The organism is Streptomyces sp. NPDC015661 (assembly GCF_043077765.1).
In the GTDB taxonomy this organism is placed as follows: Bacteria; Actinomycetota; Actinomycetes; order Streptomycetales; family Streptomycetaceae; genus Streptomyces.
The window spans coordinates 255,964-272,744 of the sequence record NZ_JBIBST010000006.1 but is presented as its reverse complement, the minus strand read 5'-3'; the positions used below and the strand labels follow the sequence as shown (position 1 = coordinate 272,744).

General features: G+C 72.0%; 18 protein-coding genes. 5 read left to right on the top strand and 13 right to left on the bottom strand.

The window, feature by feature from the left end; translation table 11 throughout:
- Positions 1-75: 75 nt before the first annotated feature.
- Positions 76-942 (top strand): SigB/SigF/SigG family RNA polymerase sigma factor, encoded by an 867-nt coding sequence (locus ACF07V_RS18255; RefSeq protein WP_392155248.1) that lies wholly within the window; start codon positions 76-78, stop codon positions 940-942.
- A 67-nt stretch (positions 943-1,009) separates the two neighbouring features.
- Here the strand turns inward: ACF07V_RS18255 and ehuA are convergent, their stop codons facing one another.
- The 10 genes from ehuA to ACF07V_RS18205 form a co-directional block, all read right to left on the bottom strand.
- Positions 1,010-1,807, bottom strand: coding sequence for an ectoine/hydroxyectoine ABC transporter ATP-binding protein EhuA (gene ehuA / locus ACF07V_RS18250; RefSeq protein WP_392155246.1), 798 nt, complete (start codon positions 1,805-1,807; stop codon positions 1,010-1,012).
- Positions 1,797-2,432, bottom strand: a complete 636-nt coding sequence (gene ehuD / locus ACF07V_RS18245; protein ID WP_392155244.1) for an ectoine/hydroxyectoine ABC transporter permease subunit EhuD — start codon at positions 2,430-2,432, stop codon at positions 1,797-1,799. The genes ehuA and ehuD overlap by 11 nt, the downstream gene beginning before the upstream one ends.
- Positions 2,432-3,115 carry an ectoine/hydroxyectoine ABC transporter permease subunit EhuC gene (gene ehuC, locus ACF07V_RS18240; RefSeq protein WP_392155648.1) on the bottom strand — a complete coding sequence of 228 codons (684 nt, stop codon included), beginning with the start codon at positions 3,113-3,115 and terminating at the stop codon, positions 2,432-2,434. Before ehuC ends, ehuD begins: the two co-directional genes overlap by 1 nt.
- A 66-nt stretch (positions 3,116-3,181) precedes the next feature.
- A complete protein-coding gene (gene ehuB, locus ACF07V_RS18235; protein WP_392155243.1) occupies positions 3,182-4,099 on the bottom strand; it encodes an ectoine/hydroxyectoine ABC transporter substrate-binding protein EhuB in 918 nt (305 codons plus the stop codon).
- On the bottom strand, positions 4,096-4,992 hold the full coding sequence (thpD, locus tag ACF07V_RS18230; protein ID WP_392155241.1) for an ectoine hydroxylase: 897 nt from the start codon (positions 4,990-4,992) through the stop codon (positions 4,096-4,098). Before thpD ends, ehuB begins: the two co-directional genes overlap by 4 nt.
- A 141-nt stretch (positions 4,993-5,133) precedes the next feature.
- Positions 5,134-5,550, bottom strand: coding sequence for an ectoine synthase (locus tag ACF07V_RS18225; protein ID WP_369142378.1), 417 nt, complete (start codon positions 5,548-5,550; stop codon positions 5,134-5,136).
- Positions 5,551-5,587: 37 nt separating this feature from the next.
- Positions 5,588-6,853: a diaminobutyrate--2-oxoglutarate transaminase gene (gene ectB / locus ACF07V_RS18220; protein ID WP_392155646.1), complete on the bottom strand. Its 1,266-nt coding sequence runs from the start codon at positions 6,851-6,853 to the stop codon at positions 5,588-5,590.
- Between the two features lie 163 nt (positions 6,854-7,016).
- A complete protein-coding gene (gene ectA, locus ACF07V_RS18215; protein ID WP_392155240.1) occupies positions 7,017-7,610 on the bottom strand; it encodes a diaminobutyrate acetyltransferase in 594 nt (197 codons plus the stop codon).
- Positions 7,611-7,941: 331 nt separating this feature from the next.
- Positions 7,942-8,745 carry an endonuclease I family protein gene (locus ACF07V_RS18210; protein WP_392155238.1) on the bottom strand — a complete coding sequence of 268 codons (804 nt, stop codon included), beginning with the start codon at positions 8,743-8,745 and terminating at the stop codon, positions 7,942-7,944.
- Between the two features lie 196 nt (positions 8,746-8,941).
- Positions 8,942-9,406, bottom strand: a complete 465-nt coding sequence (locus ACF07V_RS18205; protein ID WP_390490843.1) for an Lrp/AsnC family transcriptional regulator — start codon at positions 9,404-9,406, stop codon at positions 8,942-8,944.
- Between the two features lie 118 nt (positions 9,407-9,524).
- Here ACF07V_RS18205 and ACF07V_RS18200 point away from each other — a divergent pair, with 118 nt between their 5' ends.
- The 4 genes from ACF07V_RS18200 (at position 9,525) to ACF07V_RS18185 (ending at position 14,560) form a co-directional block, all read left to right on the top strand.
- A complete protein-coding gene (locus ACF07V_RS18200; protein WP_392155236.1) occupies positions 9,525-10,646 on the top strand; it encodes an asparaginase in 1,122 nt (373 codons plus the stop codon).
- Positions 10,647-11,038: 392 nt separating this feature from the next.
- Positions 11,039-12,472, top strand: a complete 1,434-nt coding sequence (gene aspA / locus ACF07V_RS18195) for an aspartate ammonia-lyase (RefSeq protein WP_392155234.1) — start codon at positions 11,039-11,041, stop codon at positions 12,470-12,472.
- Between the two features lie 69 nt (positions 12,473-12,541).
- Complete coding sequence (locus ACF07V_RS18190; protein WP_392155232.1) at positions 12,542-12,829, top strand: nucleotidyltransferase domain-containing protein; 288 nt, start codon at positions 12,542-12,544, stop codon at positions 12,827-12,829.
- 81 nt (positions 12,830-12,910) lie between these two features.
- Complete coding sequence (locus ACF07V_RS18185; RefSeq protein WP_392155230.1) at positions 12,911-14,560, top strand: GMC oxidoreductase; 1,650 nt, start codon at positions 12,911-12,913, stop codon at positions 14,558-14,560.
- A gap of 54 nt (positions 14,561-14,614) precedes the next feature.
- Here the strand turns inward: ACF07V_RS18185 and ACF07V_RS18180 are convergent, their stop codons facing one another.
- From ACF07V_RS18180 to ACF07V_RS18170, 3 genes are all read right to left on the bottom strand, one after another.
- Positions 14,615-15,103: a carboxymuconolactone decarboxylase family protein gene (locus ACF07V_RS18180; protein ID WP_351182333.1), complete on the bottom strand. Its 489-nt coding sequence runs from the start codon at positions 15,101-15,103 to the stop codon at positions 14,615-14,617.
- Positions 15,100-16,179 (bottom strand): dihydrodipicolinate reductase, encoded by a 1,080-nt coding sequence (locus tag ACF07V_RS18175; protein ID WP_392155228.1) that lies wholly within the window; start codon positions 16,177-16,179, stop codon positions 15,100-15,102. The genes ACF07V_RS18180 and ACF07V_RS18175 overlap by 4 nt, the downstream gene beginning before the upstream one ends.
- An 81-nt stretch (positions 16,180-16,260) precedes the next feature.
- The gene (locus tag ACF07V_RS18170; RefSeq protein WP_392155226.1) at positions 16,261-16,701 is read right to left on the bottom strand and encodes a GNAT family N-acetyltransferase; all 441 of its coding nucleotides are present in this window, start codon (positions 16,699-16,701) and stop codon (positions 16,261-16,263) included.
- Positions 16,702-16,781: the final 80 nt, after the last annotated feature.

Genomic DNA, 16,781 nt, shown 5'->3' with positions numbered 1-16,781 from the left:
TGAGGAGTGCCTCCGCGCGGAGCGGGTACGCGAACCGGGACCGCCGAACGGACAGAGCAGGAGGAGGTCGTCCCCGTGCGGACCGAAGTGGCCAAGTCGACGGAGACGTACGTGACGAGCGGTGCGGGGGAGGGCCTGCCCGACATCGAGGCCCCTCACGAGGTCGCGCCCCGGGACGCCCGCGCCCTGTCGAGAGTGTTCCTCCGCGAACTCGCGGCGCGGGAGGAGGGAACGGCGCAGCACCAGTACGTCCGGAACACCCTGATCGAGATGAACATGACGCTCGTGCGGTACGCGGCGGGCCGGTTCCGCGGGCGCGCCGAGGAGATGGAGGACATCGTCCAGGTCGGCATGATCGGCCTGATCAAGGCGATCGACCGCTTCGACCTGGCCCGCGAGGTGGAGTTCACCACCTTCGCCGTGCCGTACATCGTGGGCGAGATCAAGCGGTTCTTCCGCGACACCTCCTGGGCGGTCCACGTCCCCCGCCGGCTCCAGGAGGCACGGGTGGAGCTGGCCAAGGCGACCGACGAACTGAGCTCGCGGCTCGGCCGCGCGCCCCGCGTCGCGGAACTGGCGCCGCTCATGGACCTGTCCGAGGACCAGGTCGTCGAGGCCCAGCTGGCCGCGAACGGCTACCACTCCACGTCCCTGGACGCCGCGATCGGCGGCGGTGACGACGACACGGACGACGCGGCCCTGGCCGACCTCATCGGCGAGGAGGACACGGCGCTCGCGCTCTTCGAGGACTTCCACACCCTCGCCCCCCTCGTGGCGGCCCTCGACGACCGCGACCGGCTGCTGCTGCACCTGCGGTTCGTCGAGGAGCTGACCCAGACGCAGATCGGCGAGCGCCTCGGCGTCTCCCAGATGCACGTCTCGCGGCTCCTGGCCCGGAGCCTGAACAGGCTGCGGGAAGGCATGGTCGGGACGGGCGCCTGAGCCCGAGACGGGGGTACGTCCGGGTCCCCCCCGGGCGTACCCCCGTCTCACCCGACCGGGACCGTGCTCACCGGACCGAGCCGAGGAACGCGCGCGTGCGTGCGTGCGCGGGCGACTCCAGGAGCTCCTCCGCCGGGCCCGACTCCACGATCCGGCCCCGGTCGAACATCAGGATCCGGTCGGAGACGTCCCGCGCGAAGCCCATCTCGTGGGTCACGCACAGCAGGGTGATGTCGGTGGAGCGGGCGATGTCCCGCAGCACGTCGAGCACCTCCGCCACCAGCTCCGGATCGAGCGCGGACGTCACCTCGTCGAGGAGCAGGATCCCGGGCCGCATCGCGAGGGCGCGGGCGATGGCCACGCGCTGTTGCTGACCGCCGGAGAGCCGGGTCGGCCGCGCGTCGGCCCGGTCGCCGAGCCCGACCAGTTCCAGCAGGTCCCGCGCCCGGCGGTCCGCCTCCTCCCGGCTCTCGCCGAGCACGTGGACGGGCGCCTCGACGATGTTCTCCAGGACGCTCATGTGCGGGAAGAGGTTGAACTGCTGGAAGACCATGCCGATCCGCCGCCGGCGCACCGCCAGATGCCGTTCGCTCGCCGGCACCAGCTTCCCGCCCGCGCCTCGCGGCATGTGCGAGAAGGGCTCCCCGTCCACGTGGATGACGCCGTCGGTGACCCGCTCGAGCGTCATGAGCAGCCGGAGGATCGTGGTCTTCCCGGAGCCGCTCGGGCCGATCAGCGTCACCCGCTCCCCGTGCCCGACCTCCAGATCGAGGCCGTCGAGCACCGTGTGGTCCCCGTACCGCTTGGTGACCCGGTCGAAGCGGACCGCGGGAGCGGCCGAGCCCTCGGGGTTCTCAGTGGGCAAGGCGTGCCTCCAGTCGTCGTACGAGCACGGACGTGGGCCAGCTCGCGAGCAGGAACACCGCGGCGGCCAGGGTGAAGCTCTCCAGATAGGCGAAGTGCGTACTGCCGAAGGTGTTCGCCTCGTGGACCATCTCGTGCACGGTGATCACCGAGAGCAGCGGCGTCTCCTTGAACATGGACACCGCGTAGTTCCCCAGCGGCGGCAGCACGTTCCGTACGGCCTGGGGCAGCACCACCGCCCGCCACACCCGCCGGCGCGGCAGCGACAGGGCCGTGCAGGCCTCCCACTGGCCGCGCGGCACGGCGTCGATGCCCGTCCGGTACACCTCCGAGAGGTACGTGGCGTAGTGCGTGCCGAGCACCAGGACGCCGAGCACCGGCGCGTCGAGCGAGGGCACCAGCACCCAGGCCGCGAACAGCTGCACCAGGAGCGGAGTCGAGCGGACGAACGCGGCCGCCCCGCGCACCGGAAGCGCCGCCCACCGGGGACCCGCCCGCTGGACGAGGGCGAGTACGAGCCCGAGGACCATCGCGACGGCGAACGCCGGGACGGTCGCCAGGACCGTGACGCCGAAGCCCTCCAGTACGGCGGGCAGCGCGGCCCGGGCCGCCTCCCCGTCCCACATCAGGCACCGCCTTCCTGCCCGAGCCGGGCCTTCGCCGCCCGCTCCAGGGCGTTCATGAGGAGGCTCAGCACGACGGCCAGGCCGAAGTAGAGCCCGAGGAGCAGCAGGTACGAGGCGGCCGTCGCGCCCGTCGCCGAGCGCAACTGGTCGATCTGGAAGGTGAGATCGGGGACCGTGACCAGGGAGAGCAGCGGTGTCGCCTTCAGGAGCTGCACGAGCAGGTTCTTGAACGGCGCGACCATCAGGGCGTGCGCCTGTGGCAGGACGACCCGCCGCAGCCGCAGCCCCGCCCCCATGCCGAGCGCGATCCCCGCCTCGGTCTGGGCGCGGGGGACCGCCGCCACCGCGCCCCGCACCACCTCGGCGCCGTACGCCCCGTAGTTGAGGCCGAGGGCGAGCACCGCGCAGGCGAGCGGTTCGAGCCGGAAGCCGACCATGGGCAGCGCGAAGAACAGCCAGAACAGCTGCACGTACAGCGAGGTCCCCCGGAAGAACTCCACGACGAGGCGCGCCCCGCCCCGCACCGGCAGCCGCGCCGACCGGGAAAGGAGCCCGAGGACGTACGCGAGGAGCAGGGCGAGCGCGGCGCCGAGCACCGTGGCCTCGACCGTGACGAGGAGCCCCTCGGCGAGCCGGGGCAGCGCGCGCCGCAGCTCGGGCAGAAAGCCGGCCGCGACGGGCAGGGAGCCGGATCCGGCGGACTGGAGGCCGGCCGCGACGGACAGGACGTCAGCCACGCCGGCCACCCCTCACCCGGCACACAGGTCGGCGGTCCGCAGCGAACGGGGCGGCACCTCACGGGCTGTGAATCCGTACTTCCCGACGAGCCCCACGAATCGGGCGGGCGAGCCGGTGATCTTCAGGAGTTCCCGGTCGAAGGCGTCCCGGAGCGCGCTCGCCCCGGGCCGGAACACCGCTCCGCCCGCGCCGAGCTGCCGCACCCCGCCGACCTCCGGGACGAACGCCTCGCCCACCTCCACCGGCGCGCCCGCGTTCGTCCGGGCGAGCCAGCGCAGCGAGATCGCGGTCAGCGCGAAGGCGTCGATCCGGCCGGCCAGGAGGGCGTCGAGCCCGTCCTGCTGCTTGGCGAGCGTCTTCACCGAGCCGTCCGGGACGCCCGCCGCCTTGGCGTAGGAGGCCTCCACGGCCGCCGTCAGCACCCCGACGGTGGCGCCCTTCGCCGCACAGGACTCCAGGTCGCTCACCCCCTTCGGGTTGCCCTTGCGGACCATGAGGGCGGTGGGGGAGACGAACTCCGGCTCGGAGAAGATCACTTTGGCGCAGCGCTCGGGCGTGATCGACATGCCCGCGCTCACCACGTCGAAGCGACCGGCGAGCAGTCCGGGGATCAGCGCGCCGAACTCCGTGAGTGTCGGGCGCAGTTCGCGCACGCCGAGCGCGGTGAATATCTCCCGGTGGAGGGTCGGGGCCTCGCCGGCGAGCTCGCCGCCGTCCTGGAAGCCGTACGGCGCCTCACCGGCGAAGCCGACCCGCACGTAGCCCTGTTCCCGCAGGTTCGCGAGGAGTTTCCCGTCGTCCGCGGGCGCTCCCGTCCCCGCCTGGGTGCGGGTGCAGGCGGTCAGCGGCCCGGCCGCCAGGGCGAGACCGGCGAGGACCGACGCTCTGCCGAGGAAGCGGCGGCGGTCGAGTGGCGCGGAGCCGCTCATGCCAGGTCCTCCGGGCGGGCGGCGACGAAGGAGGGGCGGCGGACCGGGGCGGCGAAGGGGGCCTCGGGGGCGTTCTCGACGCTGTTGAAGACGAGGAACACATTGCTCCGGGGGTACGGGGTGATGTTGTCGCCCGAGCCGTGCAGGGCGTTGCAGTCGAACCAGGTGGCCGATCCCGCCGGGCCCGTGAAGTGCCGGATGCCGCAGGCGTCGGCGAAGGTGGTGAGCGCCTCGTGGGACGGGGTCCCGGCGTCCTGCATCCGCAGCGACTGCTTGTAGTTGTCCTTGGGCGTCTCTCCCGCGCAGCCCAGGAAGGTGCGGTGCGAGCCCGGCATGATCATCAGGCTGCCGTTGGTGGTGTGGTTCGGGGTGAGGGCGATCGACACCGACACGGTCCGCATCCGGGGCAGTCCGTCCTCGGCGTGCCAGGTCTCGAAGTCGGAGTGCCAGTAGAAGCCGCTGGCGCCGAAGCCGGGCTTGACGTTGACCCGTGACTGGTGGACGTAGACGTCGGAGCCGAGGATCTGCCGGGCCCGCCCGACGATCCGCGGGTCCTCGGCCAGCCGGCGGAAGACCCCGCTGATCCGGTGCACCTCGAAGACGGAGCGGATCTCCTGGGAGCGGGGCTCGACGACGGCCCGCTCGTCCGCCCGTACGGCGGGGTCGGCGACCAGCCGGTCCAGCTCGGCGCGGAGCTCGTCGACCTCGGCCGGGGTGACGAGCTCGTCCACCGTGACGAAGCCGTCGCGGTCGTACTCCTCCAGCTCCCGGGCCCAGAAGGGCCCCGGCGTGCCGGGCTCGGACCAGACGACGGGGTCCTTGCGGCCGATGAGCTCCTCCCGGGAGCCGCGGGTGGGGTAGAGGTCGACGGGACGGGTGGGTGCGGAGGCCATGGGGCGGGCTGCCTTCCTTTCGCGTACGGAGTGGTGGGGGGGCGCGGGCCGCGCTCGGGCCCGGCCGGGTGGGGCCTGTCGGGGTTCGGGCCGGTCCCGGACCCGGCGCCGGGTGGGGCCCGTCGTGGTTCCGGGCGGACCTCAGGCCTGGCCGGGTTCGGATTCGGGCTCGGAGAGGAGCGGGTAGACGCCGTTCTCGTCGTGGTCCTCGCGCCCGGTGACGGGCGGGTTGAAGACGCACAGGCAGCGGAAGTCCCGCTTGACCTTGAGGGTGTGGCGCTCGTGCCCGTCGAGCAGGTACATCGTTCCGGGGAGGATCGTGTACGTGCGTCCGGTCTCGTGGTCGGTGAGCTCGGCCTCGCCGGCGGTGCAGACGACGGCCTCGACGTGGTGGGCGTACCACATGGAGGTCTCGGTGCCGGCGTACAGCACCGTCTCGTGGAGGGAGAAGCCGACCCGCTCGCGGGCGAGGACGATGCGCTTGCTCTCCCAGGTGCCGGACGCGGCCCGGACGTGCCGCTCGGTGTTCTCCAGCTCGTCGAAGGTGCGGACGATCATGGCTGATGGCCTTTCGGGTGGATCTGGCGGTGCGGTCTCAGGCGGAGTGGCGTACGGAGCGGGCCAGCATGCCGAGCCCCTCGTCGAGTTCGTCGTCCGTCACGGTCAGCGGAGGCAGCAGCTTGACCACCTCGCCGCGCGGCCCGGACGTCTCCAGGAGCAGACCGATCTCGAAGGCCCGCCGGCACACGGCCGCGGCGCGCTCGCCGTCGGCGAACTCCAGGCCCCAGACGAGGCCGCGTCCGCGCACGGCCAGGCCGGAGCGGTCGTCGTCGCCGCACAGGTCGAGCAGGGCGCGCTCGACCCGGTCGGCCCGGCTCAGGGTGCGTTCGCGCAGGGTGCCGTCGCGCCAGTAGGCGTCGAGGGCGGCCGTGGCGGTGACGAAGGCGGGGTTGTTGCCGCGGAAGGTGCCGTTGTGCTCGCCGGGCTCCCACAGGTCGAGCTCCGGCCGGAAGAGGCAGAGGGACATGGGCAGGCCGTAGCCGCTGATGGACTTGGACAGGGTGACGATGTCGGGCGTGATGCCCGCCTCCTCGAAGGAGAAGAAGTCGCCTGTGCGTCCGCAGCCCATCTGGATGTCGTCGACGATGAGGAGCATCTCGTGCCGGCGGCAGAGCTCCGCCAGCGCGCGCAGCCACTCGGCGCGTGCGACGTTGATGCCGCCCTCGCCCTGGACGGTCTCGACGATCACGGCCGCCGGGTGGTCGAGGCCGGAGCCGGAGTCGTCCAGGAGCCGCTCGAACCAGAGGAAGTCCGTGACCTGCCCGTCGAGGTAGTCGTCGAAGGGCATCCGGGCGGCGTGGTGCAGCGGGACGCCCGCTCCGGCGCGCTTGGCGGCGTTGCCGGTCACGGCCAGCGAGCCGAGCGACATGCCGTGGAAGGCGTTGGTGAAGGAGACGACCGTCTGGCGTCCGGTGACCTTGCGGGCGAGTTTGAGGGCGGCCTCCACGGCGTTGGTGCCGGTGGGGCCGGGGAACATCACCTTGTAGGGCAGGGCGCGGGGTTCGAGGACCGTCGTGCGGAAGGTCTCCAGGAAGGCGCGTTTGGCGGTCGTCGACATGTCGAGGCCGTGGGTGATGCCGTCGTCGGCGAGGTAGTCGAGGAGGGCGCGCTTGAGCACCGGGTTGTTGTGGCCGTAGTTGAGCGAGCCCGCCCCGGCGAAGAAGTCCAGGTACGGACGGCCGTCCTCGTCGTACAGCCGGCTCCCGCTGGCGCGTTCGAAGACGACGGGCCAGGCACGGCAGTAGCTGCGGACCTCGGATTCGACGGTCTCGAAGACGGAGGGGGCGGCGATGTCGGTCAGGGTCACGAAGTCTCTTCTCCAGGGTGTGGTGCGGGGAGGGGCGCGGAGTCGGCCCGGGACACCGGGGTCGGTTCAGGCCGCCGCGCGACGGCGGGGGTGGGTCGGGACACCGGGTCGGTGCGGGCCGCGCGACGGTGGCGTGGCTCGGGACACCGGGGGAGGCTCAGGTCGCCGCGGTCGCCGCGGTCGGCTCGGCTCGCCGGGGTCGGCTCGGGTCGCCGGGGTCGGCTCGGTCGCCGGGTGCGAGGGGGCCGATGCGGTAGAGCACCTCGGCCTCGTGTCCCGAAACGGGGAAGGAGGCGGACGGGAAGAGGACCTCGCGTGTCAGGTCGGCGCCGTGCCGGCGCGCGTAGGACCGGAAGAGCCGGTCCGACGCCAGGTTTCCCGGGGTGACGGTGGCCTCCACCCGGTCGAGTCCGTGCGCGGCCGCCACACGGGCCGACAGAGCGTCGAGCAGGGTCCCGGCCACCCCGCTTCCGCGGTGCGAACCCTCCACGGCGACCTGCCAGACGAAGAGCGTCCCGGGCGCGTCGGGCCGGAGGTACCCGGTGACGAAGCCGACGGGTCGTCCGGAGGCGTCACGGGCGACGGCGGTCGTGTCGGCGAAGTCGCGGCACCACAGCAGGTAGCTGTACGGGGAGTTGAGGTCGAGTTCTCCCGAGCCGCGGGCGATCCGCCAGAGCTCGGCGCCGTCCGCGATCTCGGCCGGGCCGACGGAGAGGCCGCCGACCGGGGATTTCTGGGGGGCAGTGGTCATGGGCGCCGAAGCTACCGAGCGGGCAGCGGAACTTCCTGGGCCGGAGGTCTTGTTCGGCTCGGTGAGGGCGTGATAGGTGCGCCGACGGTCTCTGTGGCGGGAATCCACGCCCGAGCGGGCGGCAAACCAAAACAAAGCGGGTCAAAGTCACCGTTTATAACGGATGGATAACGCCTTCGGGTTGTCGGAGCCGGTCTTTCAAAAACGTGAGACGATCCGGGATTTCGCGTTTGAAGGCGCCGGAAGCGGTCAGGCGTAGGGGCCGACATGGCGGGAGCCGGGAGGGCGCGTCGCGTCCGTCCCGGCTCCCGTCACTTCCGTGGTGCTCGGACTACCAGATCGCCTCGATCCACTCCGGGTGGTCGATGAACGGGTTCCGGTTGTGCTGGTAGGTGTTGTAGATGACGTCGTTGCGGCGCTCCTCGAAGGCGCTCGGCGGGTCCTGCTCGTTCCACTGCTTCAGGACCGAGAGGCGGCCGTGGAACGGGACGCTGCCGTTCGTGGAGGACTCGTTGGGCTCCAGGTTCGGCCAGCCGTCGTCACCCTCGTAACGGACGGCCATGTAGAGGATCATGCGCGCCACGTCGCCCTTGTCGGCGTCGCGCGGCTCGAAGGAGTCGCTGTCCGTGTAGCTGCCCGGCGCGCCGCTGACCGCGCTGCCGCCGTTGTCCCAGTCCTTGTTTCCGCGGGTGCTGTTGACCTGCACGTCACAGGCGCGCAGGTGGTGCAGGTCGGTGCCGGGGCCGGCCGAGGTGCCGAAGTTGCCGTGGGACTGGGCCCAGGTGTGCTCGCGGTTCCAGTCGCCCACGGAGCCCCCGTTGAGGGACTTGCTGCGCGAGACGCCGCTGTAGAGCAGGATCACGTTGTTGGTGTTGTTCGGGTCCTGGTCGGTGACCTTCAGCGCGTTCCAGACCGCGTCGTACGAGATCTTGCTCTGGCTGCTGATGATGGTGTGCAGCGAGGACTTGAGGCTCGTGCCGGTCTTGCCGATCGCGTCCTTGTAGTACGTGGAGTCGTACGCGGTGGTCGTGGCGCTCGCGGGAGTCGCGGTGACCGCGGGGAGCGTGATGCCGACGAGAGCGGTGGCGGCGGCCGCCGCCCACACCTTCCATCTGCCGATCCGCACAACGGACATGGGGGGCCCTTTCCCGGGGACGGCACGCGCGGGACTGCGGGCGCGGCTCAACGCCACCGCTGTCTACGCGTGTTGACTACGTGTCACCGGGAGGGTGGCACAGGTCAGGTACCTGTCATGTAACGGGGAGGAGGCTGTTGCGTGACGTTCTCGCATATGGCGCAACCGGGCACGCCCCCTGGGTGTCGCCGGCGCCTCAGACGCCCCGGACGTCCACCGGCATCCCCTTGGGCTCCTTGATCCGCTTCATGATGATCTGCGAATTGACCTCGGTGACCCCGGCGAGGGTCGTCAGCCGCTCGATCCACAGCCGCTCGTACGCCGCCAGGTCCGCCACCGCGATCCGCAGCAGACAGCCGGGACTCCCGAACAGCCGGTACGCCTCGATCACGTCCGGCACGTCCTGGAGAGCCTCCTCGAAGGCCTCCACCGTCTCCCGGTCCCGCCGCACCTCCACCGAGACGAGGACCTCGAAGCCGCGCCCCACCGCCTCCGGGTCGATGATCGCCCGGTAGCCCTGGATCACCCCGTCCTGCTCCAGCTGGCGCACCCGGCGCAGACAGGGGGAGGGGCTGAGGCCGACCCGCTGGGCCAGCTCCTGGTTGCTCAGCCGGCCGTCGTTCTGGAGCTCACGCAAGATGTGGAGATCAATCCGGTCCATGGCGCAATTGTCTACCACGCTGCAACGGAACAGGGGCTGATTTCGCAATCGCCTTGCGCGCCTCCTGTCCTATCGTTGCGGACGCAGGAGAAATGGGTACGGAGTAAGGACGGCAGGCATGAAGCGGACGCACGACGGGGGAGCACGCCGGATCGTCGTCATCAGCACCGGTGGCACGATCGCCAGCCGCTGGCAGGGCACCGGCTACGCGGCGGACGCCTCCGGCAACGACGTCCTGGCCACCGCTCCGCTCCCCGAGGGCGTCACCGTCGAGGTCGTCGACCTGTTCAACGTGAACAGCTCCCGCATGACCGCGGCCCACCAGCTCGCCCTGCTGCGCACCGTCCACGAGACCTTCGCCGACCCCGGCGTCGACGGCATCGTCGTCACCCACGGCACCGACACCCTGGAGGAGACGGCCTTCCTCCTGGACCTGCACCACGCCGACTCCCGCCCGGTCGTCCTCACCGGCGCCCAGCGCCCCTTCGGCACCGGCGACGGCGACGGCCCCGGCAACCTCTACGACGCGCTCCAGGTCGCCGCGAGCGTCCGCGACCTCGGCGTCCTCGTGGTCTTCGACGGACGCGTCCACGCGGCGCGCGGCACGGTGAAGACCCAGACCCTCGCCGCGGACGCCTTCTCCGACCCCTCCGCCGAGCGCCTCGGCCGCGTCGGGTTCTCCCGCGTCGACATCGAGCGGCAGCCGGAGCGCCCCGCCCCGCTGCCCCTGCCGGCCGCCGCGCGGACCGCGCACCCCGAGGCCACCGGCCCCGACGTCACCCCGCTGCCCCGGGTCGACATCGTCACGCACCACTCCGACGGCGACCCGTTCCTCCTGAACGCCGCCGTCTCCGCCGGCGCCCGCGGCATCGTCCTCGTCGCCACCGGCGCGGGCAACGCCACCCCCGAGATCGCCGCCGCCGTCGCGGACGCGGTCGCCCAGGGCGTCCTCGTCGCCGTCACCACCCGGGTCCCCGCGGGACCGCTGGCCGAGATATACACCGGCGGCGGCGCGGTCGACCTCGTCGCCTCCGGAGCCCTGCTCACCGGCACCCTCCGGGCCGGCCAGGCCCGGATCGCCCTCCTCGCCACGCTCCTCGCCGACGGCACCGGAGCTGCGGGCGACCCCGCCCGCAGCTCCGCCCTCCTGCGCCGCCTCCTCGAAGGACCGGTCCGCGCCGAGCCGGCCCTCGCCACCGGCCACTCCCGGTCCGCCTCGGCGGTCGCCGCCCGCGCCTGACGGCGCCCCCGGAACCCCGGCTCGCGGACGGCGCATCCCCCCGCCCGCCCGCGAGCCGGAATCAACCTCCTCCACCGGCGCCCCACGCCCGCCGGGCCCGCCCGGCGGCTTCGCCGTGCCCGGCACCGGCCGCCGACGCCGTACGCGCACGCGGACAGTCGCCGAGACAGGCAGGCGCACGCGTGCAGCCCGCCGAGACAGGCAGGCGCACGCGTGCAGCCCGCCGAGACAGATACGCGCACGCGTGCAGCCCCCGAGGCAGGCACGCGCACGCGTACCTGCGGCCGGGATCCCCCACGCGCACGCGTGGACACCGGACGAGTCCGTCCGGCCCCCTCTGCACCCACCCCACCCCTCCCCACCCTCCCCGCTCTCCCCAAGGACGGCCCTTCATGGTTCCCGCACCGGCCCCGCACGACCTCCCCGTCCGTCGCGAGCACGATCTGCTCGGCGACCGGGACGTCCCCGCCGACGCCTACTGGGGCGTCCACACGCTGCGCGCCACCGAGAACTTCGCCATCACCGGTACGCCCATCTCGGTCTACCCGCTGCTGATCGACGCGCTCGCCGCGGTCAAGGAGGCCGCCGCCCGCGCCAACGAGGAGCTCGGCCTGCTCCCCTCCGACAAGGCCGCCGCCATCGCCGGCGCCTGCCGGGAGATCCGTACGGGACAGCTCCACGACCAGTTCGTCGTGGACGTCGTCCAGGGCGGCGCCGGCACCTCCACCAACATGAACGCCAACGAGGTCGTCGCCAACCGGGCCCTGGAGCTCCTCGGCCACGCCAAGGGCGAGTACACCCACCTCCACCCCAACGAGGACGTCAACCTCGGCCAGTCCACCAACGACGTCTACCCGACCGCGATCCGCATCGCGGCGATCGGCGCCGCCCGCGAGCTCCTGAAGGCCATGGCCGTCCTCCAGGACGCCTTCGCCGCCAAGGCCCTGGAGTTCCGCGAGGTCGTGAAGATGGGGCGCACCCAGCTCCAGGACGCGGTGCCCATGACGCTGGGCCAGGAGTTCTCCACGTACGCCGTGATGCTGGAGGAGGACCGCGGCCGGCTCGCCGAGGCGATCGAGCTCATCCACGAGATCAACCTCGGGGCCACCGCCATCGGCACCGGCCTCAACGCCGCCCCCGGCTACGCCGAGACCGCCCGCCGCAAGCTCGCCGAGCTCACCGGCCTGCCGCTCGTGACCTCCGCCAACCTCATCGAGGCCACCCAGGACTGCGGCGCCTTCGTACAGCTCTCCGGAGTCCTCAAGCGGATCGCGGTCAAGCTCTCCAAGACCTGCAACGACCTGCGCCTGCTCTCCTCCGGCCCCCGCGCGGGCCTCGGCGAGATCAACCTGCCGCCGGTGCAGGCCGGTTCCAGCATCATGCCCGGCAAGGTCAACCCGGTGATCCCCGAGGTCGTCAACCAGGTCGCCTTCGAGGTGATCGGCAACGACATCACCATCACCATGGCGGCCGAGGCGGGACAGCTCCAGCTCAACGCCTTCGAGCCGGTCATCTTCCACGCCCTCTCCAAGAGCCTGCTCTCGCTGCGCGCGGCCTGCCTCACCCTGGCCGAGCGCTGCGTCGAGGGCATCACCGCCAACACCGAGGCGCTCCGGGAGGCCGTGGAGAACTCCATCGGCCTCGCCACCGCGCTCAACCCGCACCTGGGCTACACGGCCGCCACCGCCATCGCGAAGGAGGCGCTCGCCACCGGCCGGGGAGTCGTCGAACTCACCCTGGAGAAGGGGCTGCTGCCCGCCCACCGCCTCGCGGAACTCCTCACCCCCGAGCGCCTGACGGGCGCCCCGGGCCCGTCCCCGGCCTGACCGTCCGGCCCGCGGCTCCTCCGGTACGGTGACGGCGCCACGCCCGTCTCACCCGGAGGAGCAGGCCGGATGACCTCGAACGAGGCCGGGCACGTCGTCCACCTCGTCCGCGAAGTGCTGGGAGACGACGTGCTCGCCGCCTGTCTGCACGGCTCGGCCGTGCTCGGCGGTCTCCGGCCGAGCAGTGACGTCGACGTCCTGGTGACCGTGCGCCGCCGTACGACCGAGGCCGAACGGCGGGCCCTCGTCGAGTCCCTGCTCGCCGTCTCCGGCGCAAATGGGCGGAGCTGCTGCCCGCGGCGCGGGCCCATGCCGCGCACGTGGTGGAGGCGATCAAAAGGGCATGTCCGGCCATAAGTTACCCGGCAGTTTCTCGTGACTTCCTCAGCGGGCAGTCGTAGAACGTGTTCCCATTCACTCGCGAGTGAGGAAGATCACATGAGTGAACACCCCCTGTCCGCCCAGGGAAATCACAGAGTCAGCCGCCGCCGCTTTCTCGCGGGAACAGGTTCTGTTCTCGGCGCCGCCGCCCTCGCCGGCACGATCGCGACCCCCGCCCGCGCCGAGGTCCCCGGCCTGAACTGCACCCCCATCGCCGACGGCTCCCAGGTGCGCGCCCTGGTCATCGGCACCGGATACGGCGGCTCCGTCGCCGCCCTGCGGCTCGCCCGCGCCGGCGTCGACGTCCACATGATCGAGATGGGCATGGCCTGGGACACCCCCGGTCCCGACGGCAAGATCTTCGCCAACACCACCAAGCCCGACTACCGCTCCTTCTGGCTGCGGACCCGCACCAAGCAGCCGCTGAGCCAGTTCCTCGGCTTCCCGCTCGACAAGGACGTGCCGGTGCACACCGGCATCCTCGACGCGGAGGACTTCGCCGGCATCACCGTCTACCAGGGGCGTGGTGTCGGCGGAGGCTCCCTCGTCAACGGCGGCATGGCCGTCACCCCGCTCCGCGAGCGCTTCCCGGCGATCCTCCCGACCGTCGACCCGGCCGAGATGTACTCCACCTACTACCCGCGCGCCAACGCGGGCCTGGGCGTCACCTCGGTGGACGTGAACTGGTGGGAGAGCCAGGCCTGTTACCAGTACGCGCGCGTGGGCCGCAAGCACGCCGAGCGGTCCGGCTTCCCCTTCGTCTTCGTGCCCAACGTCTACGACTGGGACTACATGAAGCAGGAGGCCGCCGGGACGGTGCAGAAGTCCGCCCTGGAGGGCGAGGTCATCTACGGCAACAACGCCGGCAAGAAGAGCCTCCAGAAGACGTACCTCGCCCAGGCCGCCGCCACCGGCCGCGTGAGCGTCTCCCCGCTCCACCGGGTGACCTCGGTCAGCCCCGCGGCCGCGGGCGGCTACACCGTCGTCATCGACCAGATCGACACCACCGGCGCCACCCTCGTCACCAAGACCGTCCGCGCGGACCGGGTCTTCTTCGCCGCGGGCAGCGTCGGCACCAGCAAGCTCCTCACCCGCCTCAAGGCCACCGGCGCCCTGCCGGCCCTCAACGACCAGATCGGCAAGGGCTGGGGCGACAACGGCAACGTCATGTGCGGGCGCGCCAACCACATGTGGGACCCCACCGGAACGCTCCAGTCCTCGATGCCCACCGCGGGCATCGACAACTGGGACGCCGGCGGAGCCTTCGCCGAGGTCGCCCCGCTGCCCACCGGCATCGAGACCTACGCCTCGTTCTACCTCTCCATCACCCGCACCCCGCGCCGCGCCGAGTTCAGCTGGAACCCGACCACCGGCAAGGTCGACCTGAGCTGGGACCGGGCCTGGAAGCAGACGTCCATCGACATGGCCAAGTCCATCTTCGACAAGATCAACGCCAAGGAGGGCACGATCTACCGCACCGACCTCTTCGGCGCGTACAAGATCTGGGGCGACCACCTCACGTACCACCCGCTCGGCGGCGCGGTCCTGGGGCAGGCCACCGACAACTACGGCCGCCTCCGCGGCTACACCGGCCTCTACGCCATCGACGGGTCCCTGATCCCCGGCAACACCAGCGTCAACCCGTTCGTCACCATCACGGCCCTCGCCGAACGCAACATCGAACGGATCATCGCCGAGGACTTCTGACGAGAGGCGGAAGGGCCGGCCGGGGATCCCGGCCGGCCCTTCCGTACGCCCTCCTCAGTGCGTCGGCAGCACGCACACCGTGTCGAGCCCGAGCACCCGGTTGAGCCGCCCGAACGCCAGCCACGACCCCAGGCTCATCGTCAGCTCCACGATCTCGGCCTGGCTGTACCGTGCCGTCATCCGCGCCCAGAACTCCTCGTCGAGGCCGTGGTGGTCGAGCGCGTACCGCTCCGCGTACTCGGCCGCGAGTCGCGTCCGCTCGTCGAAGGCCTCCGAGACCTCCGTCTCGCGCCACGCCGCGACGAGCTCGTCGAAGCCCTCCTCGACCTTCTCCCCGTCCCGGTCGGTACGCCAGTCCAGACAGAAGCCGCAGCCGTTGATCTGCGCGATCCGCAGCCGCGCCGCCTCGAACTCGCGCAGCCCCAGGGTCGTATGGGCGTACACGGACAGCGAGAAGTTCGCCGCCGCCGTCCCGATCTCCGGGACCATGTCGCCCCACACGTACCCGATCGGCTCCTGGCCCTCGGGAATGTCGATGATCACCGTGGTCTCCTTCCCAGCTTCCCGACCGCCGGCCGCAGCGGCACGTCCAGCGCGTCGTACAGTCCCGGCTCCGCCGCCACCAGCCACTCGATCGCCCCGACGAGCCGGCCCACCGCCGTGGCGTTCCCGCCCGCCGAGCGGTTCTCGCCCTCGTCGGTCGCCGCCACCGTCACCTCGATCCGGGGGCTCCCCTCGACGATCACCCGGTGCGCGCCCGCCCCGTCCGGCGGCACCGGCCAGTCCGGCGCGCAGGAGGGGTGGATGCGGGTGACGTGCTCGATCACGATGCGGGGCTCCCCGCCGACGATCCCCTGCACCTCGAAGCGGACCGCACCCTGCGTCCCCGCCTCGAACACGCCCATCGTCCGCGTCTTGACCGTGGACTCCAGCGGGCGCCGCTCCAGCGTCTCGCGGATCTCGTCGAGCTCCGCACCGAGCGCCCGGGCCATCAGGCGTATCTGCCCGCCCCAGACCATCGTCGGCACCGACGGCCACAGCATCGGGGGGTCGTAGTCCAGGGGCTTGCCCATGCCCACCAGCTCCCGGACCGACTCCTCCTGCTCGTACGTCGAGTAGTCGAAGATCTCCTGACAGCGGATCACGTCCACCGTGGCGGCGAGACCGCTCACCAGGAGCGGCAGCACGTCGTTGCCCCAGCCCGGGTCGACGCCCGACACGAAGAGCGAACCACCCCCCTCCGCGACCGCCGCGAGCACCGGGTCCCGGAACTCCGGCGGCGCGTTGCGCTGGTCGTACAGCGGATACAGGGCGGGCGTCACCACCACCGCGCCCGCCGCCACCGCCCGCGCCACATCGGCGAGCGCCCCGTCGGGCCGGGTGTCGCCGGAGGCCGCGTACACCACCGCCCCCGGCCGTCCGTCGAGCACCGCGCCGACGTCGTCGCCGGCCGGCACCCCGAGATCGCGGCCGAGCCCCGCGAGCCGGCCCGCGTCCCGGCCCACCTTCGCCGGATCGGACACGAGCACGGCCGCGAGCTCGAGCCCCGGATGGGCGTCCACGGCGCGAATGGCCGCGCGCCCGACATTTCCGGTACCCCACACCACCGTCCGAATCATGCGCGGAGGGTAGCGCCGGGCCCCGAAGGTTCCCAGACCCGCGACACAATGTTCTGACGGATCGTCAGGAATGGTCGCCCGTCAGGCCAGACGCAGCGCCACGAACGGAATCGTGTCACCCGGCAGGACGTACCGCTCCACCTCCACGAAGCCGCGCGCGAGCGCGAACCGCAGCCCCTCCTCGTTCGAGGCGAGGACCACCGTCTCCACGCCCTCGTCGCTCAGCGTCCGCGCGTGCGCGAGCCCCCGCTCGTACAGTGCGGTCCCGAACCCCCGCCCCCGGTACCCGGGCAGCGTCCGCGCGATCACGGTCGCCGCCGGGGTCTCCTCGTCCGGCGGACGCACCGTCGAACACCCCACCGCCACGTCCCCGAGGTAGGCGACGTCCAGCCGGTTCCGACCCGCGCGCTCCCGCACGTCCTCGGCGGAGAGCACCGCCGTCGGGATGATCGTGTTGTGCACGGCCCGCCAGTCGGCGAGCTGCTCCTCGGTCCGCGCCCGTTCGATACGAAGATCACTCATCCACGCAGAAAAGCGCGCCCGGAGCGAGGGGTCAACCTCTTTCCGCGACCGAAGCGCGTCCGTCCGGGTGAGGGCACGGT